Genomic DNA, 15056 nt, shown 5'->3' on the forward strand with positions numbered 1-15056 from the left:
CCGCATAGCGGCGCAGATTGGGTAGAACAAAAACACATCAACCTGACATCAACCTGTCACGAGCGAAAAATTAGCAAAAACCCCATGAAATTCCTGCTTGTGGAAGACAATATTGATCTGGCGAATGCCATCTGTTCCCGCATGAGGTTGGACGGTCATGTGGTTGATCACGCGTCTAAACTAGATGAGGCGACCGCTTTTGCAGAAACACAGGAATACGACCTTATCCTGCTGGATATCATGTTACCGGATGGGGACGGCCGCGACTTTCTGAAACGGCATCGCGCAGGCCATCTGGACACCCCGGTGATTATTTTGACGGCACGCAGCCAGGTCTCGGATCGAATCGGCTCGCTGGATCTGGGGGCCGACGATTACGTCACCAAGCCTTTCGATCATGCCGAACTTGAGGCTCGCTGCCGCGCCGTCCTGCGCCGCAAATCCGGGAATGCCAGGACTACGATAGAAGTGGGTGGCATAGTCTTTGACCCTTTGGCAGGTCATCTGACTGTCGGAGATGAGACTGTTTCGTTGCGCAACCGTGAACTGCGCCTTCTGGAACTGTTCATCAGTGCGCCGGGACAGGTGTTTTCGAAACAAAAGCTCACGGATCGGCTTTTTTCTTATGATGACGACGTCTCGGACAATGCCATCGAGGTTTACGTTGGCCGCCTTCGCAAACATCTTGAACCTTCGGACCTGAAGATCACCACGCTCCGCGGTCTTGGTTACAGGCTGGATCATGCCTCCTGATCCTCATGTGTCAGGATCGCTTCGGAACAGGTTGGTTCTGACTTTGATTGGTGGTGCCGCGATCCTTGCGTTTCTTCTGTTTGTCGCGGTTCGCAACTATGCCGCACAGGTCGCGCAACAAGGACAAGACAACATCCTCGGGGCGTCGGTCACTTCAATTCTGGACGCGGCCGCCTTGCGTGACGGACAATTGGAGGTTGATATTCCATACGCAGCCTTCGCAATGCTAAGCACGCCATCCGATGACAGGGTTTTCTATGCGATTTTTCAGGATGGCGTGTTTCTGTCCGGATACGAAGATCTGCCGCCGATCACTGGGCAATTAGACAGCAAGTGGAGCTTTCGATCAAGTGAGATACGGGGTGAAACTATCCGTCAAGTCAGCGCGCGGCGGACCCTTGTGGGCCTGAACAAACAATCCGTCATCGAGGTCGCATTGGGCCAAACACAGGATGCGCTTGCGGAAACCCTGGACCAGATTTCACGCAACGCAGCGGTATTGGGCATCAGTTTTTTTGCCCTTGCCGCAGCACTGTCGTTTTGGGCAACTTCATCCACTATCGGCCAATTGAACAGGCTTACGACTTCTGTCACGCGGCGCGGCCCGCAGGACCTGAGCCCGTTTAAAAAACCCGTACCCCGCGAAATGGCTCCGTTGGTGGCGTCGTTGAATTCATTGATGGGGCGACTGGATCAGTCGCTGAGCCAATCGGAAGACTTTATCGCCGAGGCTGCTCATCGGGTACGTACCCCTCTGGCAACAGTCCGATCTTACGCCGATGCCACCTTGCAGAGGGTCGAAAAGGAAGAAAACCGAGAAGCTTTGCGCTCAATGGTGCGGGCCATTGATGAAAGTTCGCGCGCGGCGGGGCAATTGCTGGACCACGCGATGATCACGTTCCGTGCCGATCATCTGGAGCGCGAAGACATTGATCTCAACGCTTTGGTCCATGATCTGGTGCAACGCCTGACGCCAATAGCCGAGATGAAGGACTTGTCACTTTCCCTGAGCGGCGATCCAAAGGTTTCCTATTCAGGTGACCCCATTCTTGTTCAAAACGCTGTGCGAAACATGATCGACAATGCTCTGAAATATGCTCCTGCGGACAGTTTTGTCCGCATAGAGGTTGTTTCAGAACCGCACATTCAGATAATCGTCAAAGACCGTGGGTCGGGGTTTCACCCAAACGAAATCGATACGCTGACACGCCGCTTTGAACGCGGGCAGAACGCAAGCGGTACCATCGGATCGGGATTGGGCCTTACAATCGTTCAGGACGTCGCAACTGCCCATGGCGGCACACTGGAACTGGCCAATCGGCAAGGGGGCGGCGCTTGCGTAATTTTATCGCTTTGATCTTCTTCAGTCTTCCTGTCGTTGCTGTCGCCCAGATCTGGGAGGACAGGCAGGTTTTCAACGCCTCGACGGATGAGGTGCGTCTTCGCGTCATCTCAAGCACGGACACCTTTCTGTTCAAGCCATTGATCGCCGATTTTATCGAAGAAAACCCCGGTATCTCTGTTGAATACATGGTGACAGGCACCGCGGATATTGACCGAATAGTCCGTGCCGCGCCCGAAGATTTTGATGTCGTAATCTCCAGTGCGATGGATCTGCAACTGAAGCTGGCAAACGATGGATTTGGGCGCATCATTGACGACATATCACTGCCATCCTGGGCGCAATGGCATCAAAGCCTTTTCGCTTTCACCTCTGAACCCGCGACCATAATGGTCAACCGGGCGGCCTTTGCCGGTGGCCATATCCCAGAGACCCGGCAACAACTGATTGAAATCCTTCGTATGCACCCCGATGATTTTCGGGGCCGAGTAGGTACCTATGATATCCGTCAATCCGGTCTGGGTTACCTGTTCGCAACACAGGATGCCCGTGCGTCTGAGACCTATTGGCGGCTCATGGAGGTAATGGGTGGATTGGACGTGCGCCTGTACTGTTGTTCGGCAGATATGATTGATGACCTCGTCAATGGAGAGATTGCGGTGGCTTACAATGTTCTGGGCAGCTATGCCGAAGCCCGCGCCGGAAGCAAGGACACCGTGGAAATCATCCTGCCATCAGATTTTCAGACAACCATGATGCGTACAGCGATGGTATTGAATGGCACCCCTCAACCGGACGCTGCCACGTCTTTTCTCAAACACCTGATTTCCAACCAAACCGAGCGGGTAGGCGACCGCGTTACCTTGCCACCCTTGGCAACACACGAGACTGGCACTGACCGCGAAACGATTGGGCTGGACCCGGCCCTCATGACATTTCTGGACAAGCTGAAACGCCGCCGTTTTCTGGCTGAATGGGAAAACGCGGTTATCCAGCGATAACCGCGTCCGCATCATTCGCGAAACGCGCGATTGAAGTAGTCCGCCATTGGTTTCACAAGGTAGGACAACGGTGTGCGTTCATCGGTCTTGATCAGTGTCTCAACCGGCATGCCCGGCAATAGTTCCTGACCATTGAGCCGGTCGATCTCACCGTCATTCAGCACTACCTCGGCGCGGTAAAAGGTGAAACCAGACTGTTCATCCGTGAACGTGTCCGCTGAGACGTTGTTGACCTGTCCCTCAAGTTCGGGCGTTTCGCGTTGATTGAACGCCGGGAACCGCAGGGCAACGGGTTGCCCAACATGCAATTGATCCACATGGATTGCATCGACCCGCGCAGCAACCAGTAGCGGCGTGTCCTGCGGAACCACATACATCATAGGTTCGCCCGGCTGAATGACGGATTGCAATGCAAAGACCTGACTGCCGTAGACAGTTCCACTGACAGGCGCACGGATTTCCAGCCTGGTCAAACGCTCTGCCAAGGACAGGCGACGCTCCCACAGTTCCGCTACCTGTGCCTGAGCGTCCCGCAAAGTGGTAATTGCTTCTTCCCGTCGGGTCGCGGTCAGTTCGACAATCTGAATCTCGGTAGACGCAATCTGTCCCTTCAGTCGCGCGACAGCCGCTTCCAACTTGCCGATTTCACCTGTAAGGCTGGCCTCTTCCCGTTGCAGCGCCAGAACCCGGCTGTTCTGCGTCAAACCCCTGCTCAACAGGCTTTGCTGATCTTCCAACTCCGCCTCAATCAACTCGGTCTGGCGGCGCAATGAGACCAACTGAGCCTGTGTGCCTTCAATCTCGCTTTCGATCTGAACCAGCTGTTTGCGCAGCTGCTCATCCTGCTTGGACAGAGTTTCCAGGCGGGCATCAAACAGGTTCTGTTGTCCCTCAATCAGGTCGGGATCAATGTTGTTTTCTTTTTGAACTTCGGCTAGGCGTGCCGCCAAGTCTTCGGATGTCAAACCGTCCCGTTCGGCCTCAAGCCGGGCACGGCGGGCCAGCAGATCAAAGAGTTGAGACTCTACAATAGTCTGTTCCGACGACATAAACGTGTCATCCAACCGCAAAAGCAAATCGCCCGAGGCGACTCCATCACCGTCGCGCACGAAAATCTCGCCAACCACGCCGCCGTCTGGATGTTCAACGACCTGACGATTGCTCTGCACTTCGATTACACCCGGAGAAACAATTGCTCCGGCCAGCCGCGTTTTCACGGACCAAAGCCCCAATCCGCCAACCAGAATGCCAAGGGCAAGAAATCCTACAAACGCAGGAGTTTTGATGCCCCAGACTGGCAGCGGCTTTTTAGTAGATTTTTTCGCCATTATTCACCTACGGGGCTGAGCTTGCGCTTAATCGCGCCCGCATTCTGGACCATTGCGTTCAGAACCTCATCGCGACTGCCGAACCTGACCACTTGGCCTTTTTCGACGACGGCCAGATCGTCACATTCCGAAATGGCCTGCGGGCGATGCGTCATAATGATGGCGCCTTTTCCTGCCGCCTTGAGGCCACGCACGGCCGCATTCAAGGCTTCGGTGCCGTCTGCGTCCAGGGCCGAGTTCGGCTCGTCAAGAATGAGCAAGACCGGATCGCCATATAGCGCGCGGGCTAACGCTATGCGCTGTTTCTGACCGCCCGACAACTGACTGTCATTGCCCTCAAGGAATGTGCCATAGCCTTTTTCCAATGACAGGATCAGTTCGTGTGCATTGGCCTTTTTGGCCGCCGCAACCACCGCCTCGGAATCCGGGTTTTCCGACATCCGCGCAATGTTCTCAGCAACGGTTCCGTTAAACAGAGTGACCTGCTGCGGCAAGTACCCGATATGGCTGCCCAGATCGTTTGGATCGTATTGGTCCAAAGTGGCGCCGCCCAACCGGATCTCGCCGGCTGCAGGCCTCCAAAGCCCAAGCAATGCCTTGGCTAGGGTCGTCTTGCCCGATCCGCTTTTTCCGATGACACCAAGCGCCTTTCCCGGTTCCAGTTTCAAGTTCACATTCCGCAACGTTGGCGCAGAAGCGCCCGGAGGGATTACTGTCAGGGATTTGGCTTCCAGTTGCGACTTGGGGATCGGCAAACGTATCCGCTGTTCTTCCGGCGGTGTCTGGTCCAGAAACCGGGTCAGAGAGATCCAGGACGTGCGTGCCCGTTCGATCAATCCCCATTGGCCGACAGCCTGCTCGACCGGTGCCAAGGCACGCCCCAAAAGGATCGAGCCTGCAATCATCGCACCCGGAGTCATTTCGTTTTGCAGAACCAGCCACGCGCCCAGAGCCAGCATGGCCGATTGAAGAAATAGCCGAAGCGATTTAGTCAGCGACGTGAAGCTACCGGTCCAGTCACTGGCAGAAATGCTTTGACGCAAAGCATCCGTACGCTGGTTCAACCACCGCTTGGTGACGTCCGCCTGCATTCCCTGAGAACGCACAACTTCCGCCGCTTGCCGCGCCTGCTCAGAGAAAGCATTCGCTCGTGCCGCTGCTGATTGCGCAGCGGCCACCTTTCGGCTGGTCAGGGCCTGGTTAAGCAGTGCAATCGTTACCAGTAGCAAGCCGCTTGCAACTGCCAACCAGCCAAGCAGTGGATGAAACAGGAAAATTGCCCCGAGGAAAACGGGCGTCCACGGAATATCCATCACTGCAAGCAATACGGGCGAAGAACACAAGGTACGAATGGCCTCCAGATCTCGCAGTGCGGTCGCCGGAGCTGATCGCACCTGAGGCACCAGGGATCGGCGCAATGTGGCTTCGAAAACGCGTTCATCCAGTTGCGACTGGAACCGAGCGCCAAAGCGGGCAACGATGCGACCACGCGCATAATCGAGCATAGCCATCAGCGCATAAAGCAATGCGACGAGCAAAAACAGTGCGGTCAGAGTTTCAACCGCTCGCGAGCCAAGAACCCGGTCATATACCTGCAACATGAACAGGGGACCTGTGAGCATGAGCAGGTTAACGAAGATGCTGAACAAAAACGCCAAGGCCAGAAAGGCGATGCCCTGATTGCGCACTTTGCGCAATTCATGGCGAGGGGCCGCTGATACGCGGTGTTGAGGTTTCACAGTTTTAAATCCACATCATTCCGGAAGGCAACGCCGCATTTAGAAAGTTAGTTCAGCGTTGCCAAGTTTGCACATGTTTTTTTGAGCAAGAAACCGCAGACCATGCACAGGAAAGGGCACTTTTTGGCCAATGCCAAAAAGAATGTCATAACATTTGTGTTTTGCGCCACTATCGCATCAAAGCTCTGGGGTCGATGCCTAAAGGACCTGACTATTTCCGCGGATTGGACCAACGCAAGACTAGGTTGGCGGCGATGGGTGCGCCGATGATGACCAGCACTATCCGTGTCAGGTGATGAGTGATGACAAAGCCTAGATCAGCGCCCGAAACAATTGCCAGAACCGTCATCTCGGCCTACCCCCCCCGGAGCGAAAGCAAGAAAAGCTTCGACGGGGCTTCCCAACTCAAGAGTTGTAACTACGGCAGTGAATCCTGCGGCCAGAATGGCCAGCACAACAACATAGGCAACGATCCGGCGCAATTCACCCCAAGTCACGCCGACAAACTTTACTCCAATAGCGCAACCGATGAAAAACTGCGCGATCAGGACAATGAAGTCGGGGACCAACATGATCGATGCGGCCATCTTGGGCAAATTGACGAATAGCGCTGGCGTGATCGATGCACCAACTGCAACGCCCAAGACCGTCCTGGCTGCGACGGAAACCTGCCCAAACCCGTTCATCGGCGCCTGGGCCAGTGCGGCGATCAGGCAAGCGGCCATGGGGCCGAACAAGAACGGTAGCGGAAGACCCAATATCCAAAAGACTGCTGTGCCAAGCACTGCAATTCCAAAAATCACCTACCTTTTCACAAGGCGGGAAAGGGGTTCTTTGAAACGGGAAAAACTTGAATTCCGTTGCCATTGACCCATAATGTATTCTGTTGTATTCGACTGGATGCAAAATGCAAGTATGAGCATGATGATCTACCAGGACGACGCGAAACAGCCGGGCCCACAAGGCAATACCGTGTATCAGCGGCTGCTGGATGAGATTCGCGAAGGCGCGCTTTTGCCCAGCGATCGCTTGAGAGAAATAGACCTGTCTGAACGGCTGGGCGTCAGCCGAACTCCTGTTCGCGAAGCGATCCGACAGCTTGAGGCTGATGGGCTTGTCACGCATGTGCCGAGACAGGGCGCATCGGTCCGAAGCCTGAGTTATGCCGAAGTGATGGAGCTCTATGAGATGCGCGCCGTGCTTGAAGGTACTGCGGCCCGCCTGGCGGCCCGAGCTGCGTCAGATGTCGAATTGGACGAGCTGGAGGTTCTGAACGACCGACTTGCCAAAGCAGGTACCGGGCCGGAAGCTGCCCGGATCAACCGGGTGTTTCACGCCACGCTGTTGGATGCGGCCAAAAACCGGTTTCTGACGAAATCCATGCTTTCATTGCAAAAGGCGCTGCTGTTTCTTGGACCGTCACAACTGTTGGACAATGAGCGGGCGGATGCCGCAGTCGCTGAACATCGGTGCATTATGACAGCCCTCAAATCTCGCGACAGCGCAGCGGCCGAGATGGAAATGCGAGCACATATTGAGGCTGCCCAGAGGATGCGCATTCGCGCCCTTCAAAAACGCGACCGCACAACCGATCAAGGTCAATAGGACAAACGTAAATAATACCTCCTCACAAAGATGCTTAGAACATCACTGTGATCGGTGGTGGCAATTCTCATCACACCCGACATTTTCACTGCATTCATTCAAGCCTCTCGGACCTTTTGATCGGGACATACGGCGAAGTCGAACACATGCCTAAGCCGCAAGCCGCCATTCTGCGAATTTTCTCAGTGGACTTGCGTAACCTTCACTTGTCTGGGGCTCGAGGTCGTCGAAACAGCGCAATGTTCGCCCGCAAACGGCGAAACAAGAAACCTTTGGCGACGCCGGGGAAATCATGGCCGGTTCGATCTTGGGGCAGGGCACGATGAGGGATGCAGTTGCCAATGCGGTGCTGATTTGGCTGCGACCCTAGCCGACCCGAACAACTGCCAAATTGGCAATCTTCGAATACATCAATGGCGTCTACAACCCACGTCGACGGCACTCAGCAATAGGTTGGAAAAGCCCAGCCGCCTTCGAACGGAAAGTGGTCTAACCGAGCACTTGGGGCCGCACTAACATGCGACACGTCCACTGTGAACTACGCCGGAAACGGCACCGTCAGTCTAACCGAACGGGCCGCTTCCAGCGCCAAAGTTTTTCTAAACCCAAAAGCTGTCTTCGTCCAAAAGGGGCATAAGTGTCGGACTGGTCTCGTCGTCCTCGATGTCCATGTTTCCACTCGACAAGGCGGCCAAGGGGTCTTCGGAAACAGGGAGCACCGTATCCTGAGCCTGATGCAAGCTTACCAGCGTGTAGTCGTCTTCTGCGTCTTCGTGACCGCCAAGATCGGCGACGAACTTCAGATAATCGACCGTTTCATCCCAATCAGACATTCCCAAATTTTCTTCGCCCGTCGGTGTGTTCTGATCGGCTGCCGTAACTCGAGCGAGTTTGGGCAGTCCGTTTCCGACTGTCCCACTGCCGTCGATATCAAAGCCATAGAAGGTTTCGACTGCCGCCACGTCAGCGATGGTGTTGGAACCGACATATACACCATTGGAATCCGTGACCCATTCCCCATAGGACCCATCCGAATTCTTCCACAACACCCTGTAGCCGCCGCCCGAAGCTTCGGCCTGAATGGCCTGCCAGCCAGGGAAACTGTTCGGCCCGACAGTGGCGTTGTTGAATGTCAAAGTCGTGGTGCCGTCAATCAGATATTCACCCTGGGTTGACGCCCCCAGCGTTGTCCCGCCGTTGGATTCAATGTTGATCGTTCCATGACCCGTCAGCCCGTCATTGTTCAGGTCAACGCCATAGAAGACCTCGACATCCGCAACATTGTTGATTGTTGCACTGCTCTGGAATTCACCAGCCGCGTTCGTAGTCCATTCTCCGTAAGACCCGTCGGAATTCTTCCACAACACCCGATAACCGCCGCCAGAAGCCTCGGCCTGAAGCGCCTGCCAGCCGGGGAAGCTGCCAGGACCGGCAATAACCTGATTAAGCTTCAAGTCGATGTTGCCGCCAATTACATATGCGCCATTGGTTGACCATCCCAGCGTCGTGGAACCGTTGGACTCGATGCTGGTCGTGATATGGCCGATTTGTGCATCATTGTTCAGGTTGGCGCCATAGAAGACCTCGACATCCCGAACGTCGTCTATGGTGCTGCTGCTGACAAAACGACCACTGGCATCGGCCACCCATTCCCCAAACGTACCGTCCGAATTCTTCCATAGCACCCTGTAGCCGCCGCCAGAAGCCTCAGCCTGAATGGCCTGCCAGCCGGGGAAGCTGCCCGGGCCGGCCTTGGCACCGTTGAGCGTCAGTTCAATGGTGCCGTTAATAAAATACGAACCCAGACTTGACGAAACGAGTGTCGTGGAGCCATTGGATTCAACCGTGACCGTACCGTGACCCGTCAGCCCGTCATTGTTCAAATCAACGCCATAGAAGGCCTCAACATCTGCCACATTGCCGATGCTGCTGCTACTGAGGAACTGACCATTGGAGTTGACGGTCCATTCCCCATATGTCCCATCCACGTTTTTCCACAGCACTTTGTAACCGCCGCCCGAAGCCTCAGCCTGAATGGCCTGCCAGCCGGCAATCGTGTTTCGACCAACAGCCTGACCATTAAAAATCAGCGTCACGTTCGAGCTGCCTGCATCCAGTACGTAAATGCCCTGAGTTGCGTGTTTCAGTGTCGTGCCGGCTGTCTCGATATCCGAGAGTTGCATGGCCGTTTCGATGTTCGAACGGCTATACGCCTGTGATCCATTCAGGAATTGAATGGCCTCGACATCAACTTCCACCGTGAAGGTGATACGCGACACGGCATCGATAAATTCGTATTTCGTGCCGTTTTTGATGAACAGATAGCTGCTTATGGCGCTTACAAATCGGACTGTGTCAGTACCGCTTCCTCCGGAAAACGAGCCGGCATTGTTGGTCACAATGGCCCAATCATCCCCTTGGCCACCGAAAACCTGGTCAGCGCCGGAACCGTTCGCCAGATGAATAGTGTCATTACCCAAGCCACCATAAATGGTGTTGTTGTTGGTTCCGTCGGAGACTGAATAGATTTTATCGTGACCATGGTTGCCATTCAGGACATTCTGGGCAGTATTCCCGACAATCACGTCATCACCGGTCCCTCCGGTCGCGTTTTCGATCACAACGCCATGAGCGATTGTAAAGCCGCCCTTTATTCCCGCGGCGTAAGACACAACGCCGCCGCCGGTGTCGGAATAATCCAGTGTTGCCGCCCGGAGATCGATCCACGCAGTCGAACTGCCAACATGCTGGATCGTATCATTTCCACCTGTATCCCAAATAGACTGATAGCCGGTTCCCGCAACGTTTGCTGAGGGGAGCGTGTAGGTGTTGTTGGCAGAATTGTGCGTAGTATTCGCGCCATACATCGCCTGCAGCGCGGCAATGTCCAGTGCGCCAAGACCAGTTGAACCACCATAAGTTGCGTTGACAGAGAGAATTCCGTTCTGTGAGGTCCAGCCGTCATTATACGACATCACTGTGTAGACACCCTGATTCAGGTTTCCGGCTCCGAAGGAGTCAAATGGCGATGTGACGCCAATCAGCACAGTTGTTCCCAAGCCGGTGTCGTGTGGGTGACCCAACCCAAGCGCGTGGCCCAGCTCATGTATCAAGGTTGTAAAGAAAAACCCGCCCGGATCCCCATTGCCATTTGCTCCGGCAGTCCAATAAGCGGTATTGAAAGCCCCTACGGAGGGACTACTTGATGGCGTATAGTGGTAGCCAAGCGTTCTGGGATCTGTAAAAAAACTAGTGGGCGCAATAACTTCCACCAAGTCGGCTGAAGCACTGCCGGACTCGACAAAGCTCACATTTGCCACGGCCTCGATAGCAGAAAGAGCCGCTCGAAATTCCGCCTTGTATTCTGCACTCCACGCTTGTGTGCCCACGTATTGTTCGAAGTGATAGGAAATTACGGTGGGGTTCGAAGGATTGCCGTCACCGTAGGCAACAAAACCTTGTATCGAGCTGAGCGGAGAAGAAGCGGAAGGTCTTGGAATTATAGTCGTAGTAGCCATTGCACAGCCCTGTACCTCGGAAGATTAGATTGCACTCGGATGCACGCTTAAATTGTTCTTTTTATGACAAGCTATTACGCACCGGTCCTTTTGAAACAGTAGGTGACACCATGTTTCAAATGACACTTTCTTTCAACGGTAGAATCGTCTCATAAGTGCAACAGAATATCGAGAGCACTACCTGTACGGCGACACCTGGGGCCGATTGGGGTGGGGTGTTCGACCCAATTTCCGCCTCAGCTTACGGAACTCCTCTTGACGCTTTTGATCCGGAGGGTACGTTTTTCCTTTTCCCCGCAAAGATTTGCCTTGCAGGCTCTGTCGAGGGGGATTTCCAGTGTTTTTGTATCAGTCAGGATCGCCGAAGGTGGTATCCACACGTCTTTCGCCTGATTACGCGTTCCATTTGCGCTGACATCAGATAAAGTTCCAGAAGCCAGAAGCCGCGGTGCATGCACACCGATCGAACTGAGCGCCGAGAGCGATTTGCTACGTTGAACCGTTCGCGACATACTCAGCAATGGCGACTCGGCTGCCACGCTGCCATATCAGCGTCAGCCAGCGGGCGAAGGCTTTGGAAAAGTGTGGGCTGACTCCAAAGTCACCGCTGTAGAAACCCTGCTCCAGCCAAAGCTCAGGTTCGGTTTTGGACGCCAGCGCTGTTCTGTTCAGGCTTTCCCACTGGGGGTCATTAGGAGTGATCTCGGAGCCATCTTCACGAACACCCGCACACATCCGGCACCAGAACGCTTCGGCAAGCGCGAGCCCGTGTACAGAAGAACCTGATGCAAGTGCATCGCGCAGCGAAGGCAGCAAGAACCCCGGATGCCGTGCCGATCCGTCGAATGCGACCCTGCGTGTGGTATCGTGAATCGCAGTGTTTGCAAATCGCCTCTCAACCAACTCAAGATACTCTTGCGCAGTTGTTTCGGGAACGGCTTCGACATGAGGCAGGATTTCTTCAGCTTGCACTTTTCCAAAGAATGCCACGATGGCCGGGTCCTTCATGCAGTCGGCAATCGTCAGAACATTCAGTATTTCTCCGACATTTGCGAGCAGTTGATGACCTCCGTTCAAAATGCGCAACTTCATTTTCTCGTAACTATGAACGTTGTGGGTCAGTGTTACTCCGACTTTTTCGAGAGGTGGGCGCCCGGCACAGAAGGCATCCTCGATTACCCATTGGCGAAAGTTCTCATGCGAGACGGGCGCTTTGTCATCGACCCCAAGGGTATGGCATTGCGAAACCAATTGGTCAGTCGTTGCTGGCACGATGCAATCCACCATTGAATTCGGGAACGCGCCATTCCTGTCAATCCAGCTGGCCAGTTCCGGGTCGGACATGCGCGCCAATCCGACAATACAGTTTCGCAAAATTGATCCGTTGCCTTGAAGATTATCGCAACTGAGCGCCGTAAACGGCTTCAAGCCCTCGGCGCGCCGTTGTCTGAGGGCCGCAACCATCGCACCGAAGGCCGTACGGGGCTGATTGGGGTTATCTGCATCATGACGAATGTCAGCGTGATCAGTATCGAAGGCGCCGTTGTTGGCATCCAGAAAATATCCACCTTCGGTAACGGTCAGCGAAACAATCCGAGTAGCCGGGGCGGCCATCGCCTGGATGAGAGCGGCGTTGTTTTCCTCGATCGGCAGGTAATCGATCATTGGGCCAATCACCTCTGCAGACATTCCTTTTGGACCCAACTCGATCAGCGTTGTAAGGCAGTCCTGTGCAAGCAGTCGCTCTCGCATAGCGGCGTCATAGCTTCGCACACCCGCCCCGACGATCGCCCAGTCATGGGCCTGCCCCTGTTGCATGAGCTGGTGAATATACCAGGCCTGATGCGCGCGATGGAAGTTACCCAATCCAATATGAACGATGCCCGGCGTCAGATCCGAACGTTCATACTTCGGGGTCTTCACGGTTGTTGGCAGATCTGAAAGGCGGTCTTGCCGCAGCAGTGTAGGAGATTTCGCGTTCGCCACAGGGTCCATCAGCTCATCCAGTTTCCGCCGTCGATATTGTAAGTCTGCGCGACGATGTACTTGGCCTCGTCAGAGGCCAGAAAAACCGCCATGCCTGTCAGGTCTTCCGCGCGCCCCATCCGGCCATATGGAACAGCTGCCGCCACTTCACGCTTTTTCTGGCCAAGGGGCTTGCCTTCGTGCTTTGCAAAAAAGGCGTCCACGCCATCCCAATGTTCGCCATCGACGACACCGGGGGCAATCGCGTTTACATTGATCCCATGAGAAATCAGGTTCAGCCCCGCCGATTGGGTAAGGGATATGATCGCCGCCTTGCTGGCGCAGTAGACAGCAACCAAAGGTTCGCCCCTTCGTCCCGCCTGCGAGGCCATATTGATAATTCGGCCTTTGGTTCCGTGCTCGATCATATGTTTGGCAACTGCCTGCATCGTAAACAGCGCACCCGCGACGTTGATGTCAAAAACGCGATTGTAGTCGGCGCGTTCAATCTCAACGATTGGTGCGGCGGTGAAGATAGCTGCGTTGTTGATCAAAATGTCGATCGGGCCGAATTGGGTCGCGGTTTTTGCCACAGCCTGATCAACGCTCTGCTGGTTGGTCACGTCCATCTCGACAGCGAAAGCCGCCGCGCCAATGTCGGCGACTACGTCCTGCGCGCGCTGGAAGTCGATGTCGGCGACGGCGACGCGCGCACCCTCTGCCACATAGGCCCTGGCAAATGCCAATCCAATGCCCCGCGCTGCCCCAGTGATCAGGGCTGTTTTGCCCGTCAGACTTTTCATTCGATCCGCAGGCCGTCTGCGTCAAATCGATGGATCACATCGGCGCGTGGTGTCAGGTGTATGCGATCCCCATGACGGAAACCGACCTCGCCGTCTGCACGCACGGTAATCGTTTCAGCCAATCCGGTTTCGTGGATATGGAAAAATGTGTCCGAACCAAGGTGTTCCGAGACGCTGACGACCCCGGACCATTCTCCTTCGGTTTCCGAAACTGCAATGTGTTCCGGTCTAATACCTATCGTTTGGGCCCCGTGTTTTGCGGCCTCCGGTCCTTCGATGAAGTTCATCTTGGGTGAACCAATAAACCCCGCTACAAACAGGTTGCGCGGTGTCCGATACAATTCCAGCGGGCTGCCTACTTGTTCGATCACACCGGCTTGCAGTACGACAATCTTATCGGCCATCGTCATGGCTTCTACCTGATCGTGGGTCACGTATATCATCGTTGTGGCGAGGCGTTCATGCAGTTCGCTGATTTCCAACCGCATGCCGACCCGCAGTGCTGCGTCGAGGTTGGAGAGCGGTTCATCGAACAGGAAAGCAGCGGGTTCACGAACAATGGCCCGACCAATGGCGACGCGCTGACGCTGACCACCGGACAACTGGCCCGGGCGGCGATCCAGGTAGTCGGTCAGGTTCAAGACACTGGCCGCGCCCTCAACCCGCCTGTCGATTTCGGCCTGATCCAGTTTCGCCATGCGCAGCGGAAATGCGATGTTTTTGCGAACGGTCATATGCGGGTAAAGCGCATAAGACTGGAACACCATAGCCAGTCCTCGTTTGGCGGGCGGCACGTCTGTTGCATCTGCGCCATCGATTTCTATGTGGCCGCTGGTGATATCCTCCAGCCCCGCGATCAGGCGCAGGAGCGTGGACTTGCCACAACCCGATGGGCCGACGAAAACGGTGAATTCGCCATCTTCAATGGTCAGGTCCAAGGGTGGAATAACCTCAACGTCGCCAAATTTCTTGGTCACAGACTTGAGTTGTATACGTCCCATG

General features: G+C 55.0%; 10 protein-coding genes and 2 pseudogenes. 5 read left to right on the forward strand and 7 right to left on the reverse strand.

What is annotated here, in order from left to right:
* The first annotated feature begins 84 nt into the window (after positions 1–84).
* Genes AC2FLP_RS08570 through AC2FLP_RS08580 form a run of 3 tightly spaced genes read left to right on the forward strand, consistent with a single transcriptional unit; the run spans position 85 to position 3096 of the window.
* Complete coding sequence (locus AC2FLP_RS08570) at positions 85–753, forward strand: response regulator transcription factor (RefSeq protein ID WP_117873333.1); 669 nt, start codon at positions 85–87, stop codon at positions 751–753.
* On the forward strand, positions 743–2110 hold the full coding sequence (locus tag AC2FLP_RS08575; protein WP_496682988.1) for a sensor histidine kinase: 1368 nt from the start codon (positions 743–745) through the stop codon (positions 2108–2110). Before AC2FLP_RS08570 ends, AC2FLP_RS08575 begins: the two co-directional genes overlap by 11 nt.
* Positions 2089–3096, forward strand: a complete 1008-nt coding sequence (locus tag AC2FLP_RS08580) for an ABC transporter substrate-binding protein (protein WP_496682986.1) — start codon at positions 2089–2091, stop codon at positions 3094–3096. Before AC2FLP_RS08575 ends, AC2FLP_RS08580 begins: the two co-directional genes overlap by 22 nt.
* 11 nt (positions 3097–3107) lie before the next feature.
* On the opposite strand, the gene AC2FLP_RS08585 is transcribed toward AC2FLP_RS08580, so the two are convergent.
* From AC2FLP_RS08585 to AC2FLP_RS08595, 3 genes and pseudogenes are all read right to left on the reverse strand, one after another.
* A complete protein-coding gene (locus AC2FLP_RS08585) occupies positions 3108–4424 on the reverse strand; it encodes an HlyD family type I secretion periplasmic adaptor subunit (protein WP_117873330.1) in 1317 nt (438 codons plus the stop codon).
* Complete coding sequence (locus AC2FLP_RS08590) at positions 4424–6163, reverse strand: type I secretion system permease/ATPase (protein ID WP_496682983.1); 1740 nt, start codon at positions 6161–6163, stop codon at positions 4424–4426. Before AC2FLP_RS08590 ends, AC2FLP_RS08585 begins: the two co-directional genes overlap by 1 nt.
* A 211-nt stretch (positions 6164–6374) precedes the next feature.
* A pseudogene (locus tag AC2FLP_RS08595) lies at positions 6375–6966 on the reverse strand (AbrB family transcriptional regulator).
* Positions 6967–7078: 112 nt separating this feature from the next.
* Here AC2FLP_RS08595 and AC2FLP_RS08600 point away from each other — a divergent pair.
* Entirely contained in the window at positions 7079–7768 is a 690-nt protein-coding gene (locus AC2FLP_RS08600) for a GntR family transcriptional regulator (RefSeq protein ID WP_496682981.1), read from the forward strand.
* Positions 7769–8141: 373 nt separating this feature from the next.
* Positions 8142–8261, forward strand: a pseudogene (locus AC2FLP_RS08605) (IS3 family transposase); the annotation flags it as partial.
* A gap of 106 nt (positions 8262–8367) precedes the next feature.
* Here AC2FLP_RS08605 and AC2FLP_RS08610 read toward each other — a convergent pair.
* From AC2FLP_RS08610 to AC2FLP_RS08625, 4 genes are all read right to left on the reverse strand, one after another.
* Positions 8368–11286 (reverse strand): M10 family metallopeptidase C-terminal domain-containing protein, encoded by a 2919-nt coding sequence (locus AC2FLP_RS08610; protein ID WP_496682979.1) that lies wholly within the window; start codon positions 11284–11286, stop codon positions 8368–8370.
* Between the two features lie 489 nt (positions 11287–11775).
* Entirely contained in the window at positions 11776–13281 is a 1506-nt protein-coding gene (locus AC2FLP_RS08615) for a mannitol dehydrogenase family protein (RefSeq protein WP_299898183.1), read from the reverse strand.
* Positions 13281–14054 (reverse strand): L-iditol 2-dehydrogenase, encoded by a 774-nt coding sequence (locus AC2FLP_RS08620; RefSeq protein ID WP_496682977.1) that lies wholly within the window; start codon positions 14052–14054, stop codon positions 13281–13283. Before AC2FLP_RS08620 ends, AC2FLP_RS08615 begins: the two co-directional genes overlap by 1 nt.
* Complete coding sequence (locus AC2FLP_RS08625) at positions 14051–15055, reverse strand: ABC transporter ATP-binding protein (protein ID WP_496670717.1); 1005 nt, start codon at positions 15053–15055, stop codon at positions 14051–14053. The genes AC2FLP_RS08620 and AC2FLP_RS08625 overlap by 4 nt, the downstream gene beginning before the upstream one ends.
* Position 15056: the final 1 nt, after the last annotated feature.

This window comes from Ruegeria sp. CDSA141, assembly GCF_059612005.1.

Bases quoted from the DNA above. Each gene is read 5' to 3' on its own strand.
- AC2FLP_RS08570 (WP_117873333.1), top strand. From the start codon at position 85: ATGAAATTCCTGCTTGTGGAAGACAATATTGATCTGGCGAATGCCATC.
- AC2FLP_RS08575 (WP_496682988.1), top strand. From the start codon at position 743: ATGCCTCCTGATCCTCATGTGTCAGGATCGCTTCGGAACAGGTTGGTT.
- AC2FLP_RS08585 (WP_117873330.1), bottom strand. From the start codon at position 4,424: ATGGCGAAAAAATCTACTAAAAAGCCGCTGCCAGTCTGGGGCATCAAA.
- AC2FLP_RS08600 (WP_496682981.1), top strand. From the start codon at position 7,079: ATGAGCATGATGATCTACCAGGACGACGCGAAACAGCCGGGCCCACAA.
- AC2FLP_RS08610 (WP_496682979.1), bottom strand. From the start codon at position 11,286: ATGGCTACTACGACTATAATTCCAAGACCTTCCGCTTCTTCTCCGCTC.
- AC2FLP_RS08615 (WP_299898183.1), bottom strand. From the start codon at position 13,281: ATGGACCCTGTGGCGAACGCGAAATCTCCTACACTGCTGCGGCAAGAC.
- AC2FLP_RS08620 (WP_496682977.1), bottom strand. From the start codon at position 14,054: ATGAAAAGTCTGACGGGCAAAACAGCCCTGATCACTGGGGCAGCGCGG.
- AC2FLP_RS08625 (WP_496670717.1), bottom strand. From the start codon at position 15,055: ATGGGACGTATACAACTCAAGTCTGTGACCAAGAAATTTGGCGACGTT.